The following is a 6,000-nucleotide window of genomic DNA, read 5'->3' as shown; positions in this document are numbered from 1 at the left end:
TGCCCGCAACCCTTAAATTACAGAAAAATGACTGACTGCTGCATTCCACAGCAAAACCCCGCCTTATACCTATTTGCACACAGAGTTATCCACAAACATCCCCGTCATTTCGGCGATCCTGTCTACCTATATACGGTTTTAAGCTCTCGAAATAAGGGTCAACATTGAAAAAGAAAAATTCGCGAGCGTTGCGCAAACGTTTTCGTTACAATGCTGCGGCAAAACAAGGATGCCCCGTAAGGGGCGTTAGCTGAGTTTTTACGCAAAAACTCAGCTAACGCTCTCTGTTATAGTCAAATCCAGGGGATTTACCATGCAACAACGTCGTCCAGTCCGCCGCGCTCTGCTCAGTGTTTCTGACAAAGCAGGTATTATCGAATTCGCTCAGGCACTTTCCGCACGCGGTGTGGAGCTGCTGTCTACAGGTGGCACTGCACGCCTGTTAGCAGAGAAAGGTCTGCCAGTGACCGAAGTTTCCGATTACACCGGTTTCCCGGAAATGATGGATGGACGCGTGAAGACCCTGCATCCAAAAGTACACGGCGGCATTCTTGGCCGTCGCGGTCAGGATGACGGAATAATGGAACAACACGGTATCGCCCCTATCGATATGGTGGTTGTTAACCTGTACCCGTTCGCCGAGACCGTGGCTCGCGTTGGCTGCTCGCTGGAAGATGCGGTAGAGAATATCGATATCGGCGGCCCAACCATGGTGCGCTCGGCCGCCAAGAACCATAAAGATGTGGCTATCGTGGTAAAGAGCAATGACTACGACGCCATTATTAAAGAAATGGATGCCAACGAAGGTTCTCTGACCCTCGACACCCGTTTCGATCTCGCCATTAAAGCATTCGAACACACCGCCGCCTACGACAGCATGATTGCCAACTACTTCGGCAGCATGGTCCCGGCCTATCACGGTGAAAGCAAAGACGCTGCAGGTCGCTTCCCGCGAACCCTGAACCTGAACTTCATTAAGAAGCAGGATATGCGCTACGGCGAAAACAGCCACCAGCAGGCGGCCTTCTATATAGAAGAGAATGTTAAAGAGGCGTCCGTTGCCACCGCAACGCAGGTCCAGGGCAAAGCGCTCTCTTATAACAACATCGCCGATACCGATGCCGCACTCGAGTGCGTGAAAGAGTTCAACGAGCCAGCCTGCGTTATCGTTAAGCACGCCAACCCGTGCGGCGTGGCAGTCAGCTCCTCTATTCTTGATGCCTATGACCGCGCGTACAAAACCGATCCAACCTCCGCGTTCGGCGGCATCATCGCTTTTAACCGCGAACTGGATGCTGAAACGGCACAGGCCATTATCTCCCGCCAGTTTGTTGAGGTGATCATCGCCCCGTCAGCAACCGAGGAAGCGCTGAAGATTACGGCGGCTAAGCAGAACGTTCGCGTCCTGACCTGCGGTCAGTGGGCTGAGCGTGTTGCGGGCCTGGATTTCAAACGCGTGAACGGCGGACTGCTGGTTCAGGATCGTGACCTGGGTATGGTCACCGAGGGTGAACTGCGCGTAGTGTCCAAACGTCAGCCTACTGAGCAGGAGCTGCGTGATGCGCTGTTCTGCTGGAAAGTCGCGAAGTTCGTGAAATCCAACGCCATTGTCTACGCCAAAGAGAACATGACCATCGGCATAGGCGCAGGTCAGATGAGCCGCGTTTATTCCGCGAAGATCGCCGGGATTAAAGCCGCCGACGAAGGTCTGGAAGTCAAAGGTTCGGCAATGGCGTCTGACGCCTTCTTCCCGTTCCGCGACGGGATTGATGCCGCAGCAGCCGTTGGCGTGAGCTGTGTTATCCAGCCAGGCGGTTCCATTCGTGATGACGAGGTGATTGCCGCTGCCGACGAACACGGTATTGCGATGATCTTTACCGACATGCGCCACTTCCGCCATTAATCCACGGAGCAGACGATGAAAGTATTAGTTATTGGCAACGGCGGGCGCGAACACGCGTTGGCCTGGAAAGCAGCCCAGTCACCGCAGGTTTCAACCGTTTATGTCGCACCGGGCAATGCGGGTACCGCACTGGAACCGACGCTGCAAAACGTGGCTATCGGTGTAACCGACATTCCGGCACTGCTGAGCTTTGCCCAGAACGAGAAGATCGATCTCACCATCGTTGGTCCGGAAGCACCGCTGGTGATTGGCGTGGTCGATGCCTTCCGTGCCGCCGGTCTGAAAATCTTCGGCCCAACCGAAGGTGCTGCGCAGTTGGAAGGTTCTAAAGCGTTCACCAAAGATTTCCTCGCGCGCCATAATATTCCCACAGCGGAATACCAGAACTTCACTGAAGTGGAGCCCGCGCTGGCCTATCTGCGTGAGAAAGGCGCGCCGATCGTCATTAAAGCCGACGGTCTGGCTGCCGGTAAAGGCGTTATCGTGGCGATGACGCTTGAAGAAGCTGAAGCCGCCGTGCACGACATGCTGGCAGGCAACGCGTTTGGCGACGCGGGCCACCGCATTGTGATCGAGGAGTTCCTCGACGGCGAAGAGGCAAGCTTTATCGTGATGGTCGACGGCGAGCATGTCCTGCCGATGGCTACCAGTCAGGACCACAAACGTGTGGGCAATGGCGATACCGGTCCGAACACCGGCGGGATGGGTGCATACTCTCCAGCGCCTGTTGTAACTGATGACGTTCACCAGCGCACCATGGAACGCATCATCTGGCCAACCGTAAAAGGCATGGCGGCGGAAGGTAACACCTACACCGGTTTCCTGTACGCAGGCCTGATGATCGACAAACAGGGCAACCCGAAGGTTATCGAGTTTAACTGCCGCTTCGGCGACCCGGAAACCCAGCCGATCATGCTGCGCATGAAGTCGGACCTGGTGGATCTGTGTCTCGCCGCCTGCGACGGTAAGCTGGACGAGAAAACCTCTGAGTGGGACGAGCGCGCCTCGCTGGGCGTGGTAATCGCCGCCGGGGGTTATCCGGGCGACTACCGCACCGGAGACGCGATCCACGGCCTGCCGCTGGAAGAAGCCGCTGACGGCAAAGTGTTCCACGCCGGCACTAAACTCGCCGCCGACGACACGGTATTGACCAATGGGGGCCGCGTCCTGTGCGCAACCGCACTGGGTCATACCGTTGCAGAAGCGCAGAAGCGCGCTTACGCGTTAATGGCCGACATCCGCTGGGAAGGCAGCTTTAGCCGTAACGATATCGGCTGGCGCGCCATCGAACGCGAGCAGCGCTAACGCGAAATTTTCGCCAACAGCGTTTTACGCGTGATGCCTAACTGACGGGCGGCTTCAGTTTTGTTGCCGCCCGTTTTTTCCAGTGCTGCCAGAATCACCTCTTTTTCAACATCCACCAGCGGTTGGATCTCCAGACTGTTCTCTGCTTTTATTGGCGTCGCGGCAATCGCCAGTGGCAGCTCGCGTTCAGAAATGTATTCTCCCGTCAGCAGAACCACCGCACGCTCAATCGCATTTTCCAGCTCACGAATGTTTCCCGGCCAGTCGTAATGGATCAGCAGATCCATTGCCTGCGGGGTAAAACCTTTCACCGCTTTGCGGTTACGCTCAGCAAAGCGCTGGAGAAAATGCCCGGCCAGCAGCGGAATATCTTCCCGGCGTTGACGTAATGCGGGCATCTCGATAGTGACGACGTTCAGGCGATAGTAGAGATCCTGGCGAAAACGTCCGGCGTTGACCTCTTGTGCTAGATCGCGATGGGTGGCGGCAATCAGCCGGACATCCACAGCAATAGTCTGATTACTGCCTACGCGCTGGACTTCACGCTCCTGAATCGCCCGCAGCAGGCGCACCTGCATCAGCGGCGAGATATCACCAATCTCATCAAGAAACAGCGTACCGCCGTCGGCTTCCACAAAGCGCCCTTCCCGGCGTTTATCGGCACCGGTAAACGCGCCTTTTTCATGGCCGAACAGTTCAGATTCCAGCAGAGATTCATTCAGCGCCGCGCAGTTGAGCGTCACCAGTGGTTTATCACTGCGCGCACTGCTGGCGTGAAGCGCCCGGGCGACCAGTTCTTTGCCCGTTCCGGAGTCTCCGTGAATAAGCACCGTCGCATCCGACGGCGCAACCATCGCAATTTCGTTAAGCAGGTGCTGCATCGCCGGACTGTTGCCAATCATGCCAAACTGCGCTGCCGGGGCTGCTACGGGGTCGACGCCGGTCGCCCGGGTATGCGCCAGCGCCTTTTCCAGCGTGTGCTGCAGACTGTCAAAATCCAGTGGTTTGATTAAGTAATCCAGCGCCCCGGTTTTTAACGCTTCCACCGCGGTCTCCACGCTAGAAAAAGCGGTCATAATCAAGACCGGAATCGCCGGATTCAGGGCTTTGATCTCTTTCAGCGTTTCAATGCCGTCCATCTCCGCCATACGCACATCGCACAATACCAGATCAAAGACGTGTTCACGCACCTGCGCCAGCGCCTCTCGTCCGCTATAGGCAAGCGCAACGTCATAGCCCCAGCCACGCAGCAGCGCTTGTAGAATAGTGCAGTGGCTGACGTCATCGTCCACAACCAGAATATCGATTTTTCCGTGTGTCATCCTTGTCAATCCTGTGGTTTCGCATTGATCGGCAGCCAGAGAGTAAAGACGGTGCCTCTACCCTCCACGCTGGTCACCTGAATGGTTCCGCCGTGCTGCTCAATGATGTTTTGCACCACCGCCAGTCCCAGCCCGGTACCGTCTGCCTTCGTCGTAAAGTAAGGAGTAAAAATAGCCTCCAGCTGGTCGGGCGCAATTCCCTTTCCGCTGTCGGTAACCCTAATTTTAACCCGATCGGCGCCACTTTCACTCGCTGAAACCGTAACCGTCCCCTGATGCCCGATAGCATGAATGGCGTTGAGGTATAAATTCAGCAGGACCTGCGTGAGTCGGTCGGGATCGGCTTGAATAGCGGGTAACGCAGCATTCGGCGTAAACTGCAGTTGAATTTCCCGGCTCTGAGCATCCTGGCTAACCAAATGCAGCGAGTGGGTGATGACGTCATTAAGATCGACCCGCTGCAGCGTCAGGTGCGCGGGCTTCACCAGCTCCAGCAATTCACTCACCACCCGATTTAAGCGATCGGCCTCTTTCGCCATCACCTGCGCCAGTTCATGCGACTCGCCCCCCGCCGGAGTGCGTTCGGCAAAATATTTCGCTAACCCCTTGATGGATGACAGTGGATTACGGATTTCATGCGCGACTCCCGCCGCCAGATGTCCGAGCGCCATCAGCTTTTCTTTACGCTTCATCGCGTCCTGTAGCTCTTTATAAGAACGCTGATAGCGTTGGTACCAGAAAAACGTCAGCACGGTAGCCAGCAGCACCGCCGCCAGAGCAGACAGAACGATCAGCGTATTACGCCACTCTCTGGCCTGAGTCGCGGCCAGGTCGCTGGCATCAAAAGCGATAAAGATGGTTTGCGTAGGCGTATTCGCATGATCGTCATTACCGGAGCAGCGTGCCATACCGTGCCTCCCGGCCCCATACAACGGCTGGAACTGGCGATAAATTTCCAGGGCTGGTATTTGATCATGCCCATCGGGCGATGAGTCGATATTCCGCCAGCGTTCTTGTTCCCCAGGATTTAGCTGACGCAGGACATCCGGCGAGTAGAGGGATTTACCAACCATAGAGGAATCACTGTGGGTGATGATCACGCCATGCTCATCGACAACGGCAAACCAGAGTACGCCCGGCTGTACCGCCATTTGCTCCAGCAGCGTTTGTTGCTGCGCATGATGCATACGCATTCCCATACCCACACGCGTACCGGACTCAAGGGCGCGGATCAGCACGCTTCCCTTTTCCAGTAACGTTTGTCGAGCGGCATCACTTTCCCGGCCGTAGTCCCGAATGGTCATGATGGAAAACCACCCCACCAAAATCAGGATCGCCGCCGGTAATAACCGGCTCAGCCACTTTGCTGCCGTATCCTTATCAAGACGCATACGTTCTCCCTTTCCCGCCGTTCCTTTCTTCATTTCAGGTATACAGCAGAAATCATGCCATCTTTTCACCCTGATAACC

Annotated in this window: 4 protein-coding genes; 2 read left to right on the top strand and 2 right to left on the bottom strand. The window is 56.0% G+C overall.

Annotated elements, in window-relative coordinates; genetic code table 11:
- Positions 1-313 precede the first annotated feature (313 nt).
- Together purH and purD are read left to right on the top strand one after the other, a co-directional pair.
- Entirely contained in the window at positions 314-1,903 is a 1,590-nt protein-coding gene (purH, locus tag FCH32_RS22785) for a bifunctional phosphoribosylaminoimidazolecarboxamide formyltransferase/IMP cyclohydrolase (protein WP_117343999.1), read from the top strand.
- Between the two features lie 15 nt (positions 1,904-1,918).
- A complete protein-coding gene (gene purD, locus FCH32_RS22780; RefSeq protein WP_117344000.1) occupies positions 1,919-3,208 on the top strand; it encodes a phosphoribosylamine--glycine ligase in 1,290 nt (429 codons plus the stop codon).
- Here purD and zraR read toward each other — a convergent pair.
- On the bottom strand, positions 3,205-4,530 hold the full coding sequence (zraR, locus tag FCH32_RS22775) for a sigma-54-dependent response regulator transcription factor ZraR (RefSeq protein WP_096758764.1): 1,326 nt from the start codon (positions 4,528-4,530) through the stop codon (positions 3,205-3,207). The two genes, purD and zraR, sit on opposite strands and share 4 nt — an antisense overlap.
- 5 nt (positions 4,531-4,535) lie before the next feature.
- The gene (gene zraS, locus FCH32_RS22770) at positions 4,536-5,921 is read right to left on the bottom strand and encodes a two-component system sensor histidine kinase ZraS (protein WP_137361876.1); all 1,386 of its coding nucleotides are present in this window, start codon (positions 5,919-5,921) and stop codon (positions 4,536-4,538) included.
- Between the last annotated feature and the right edge of the window lie 79 nt (positions 5,922-6,000).

The organism is Citrobacter gillenii (genome assembly GCF_013337685.1).
Classification (GTDB): Bacteria; Pseudomonadota; Gammaproteobacteria; order Enterobacterales; family Enterobacteriaceae; genus Citrobacter; species Citrobacter gillenii.
Note: the sequence above shows the minus strand (reverse complement) of the source record. Positions and strands in the feature narration are given on the sequence as shown.

What these genes read in the sequence shown, in the direction of transcription:
- purH (WP_117343999.1), top strand. Translation starts at nt 314, where the DNA reads ATGCAACAACGTCGTCCAGTCCGCCGCGCTCTGCTCAGTGTTTCTGAC.
- purD (WP_117344000.1), top strand. Translation starts at nt 1,919, where the DNA reads ATGAAAGTATTAGTTATTGGCAACGGCGGGCGCGAACACGCGTTGGCC.
- zraR (WP_096758764.1), bottom strand. Translation starts at nt 4,530, where the DNA reads ATGACACACGGAAAAATCGATATTCTGGTTGTGGACGATGACGTCAGC.
- zraS (WP_137361876.1), bottom strand. Translation starts at nt 5,921, where the DNA reads ATGCGTCTTGATAAGGATACGGCAGCAAAGTGGCTGAGCCGGTTATTA.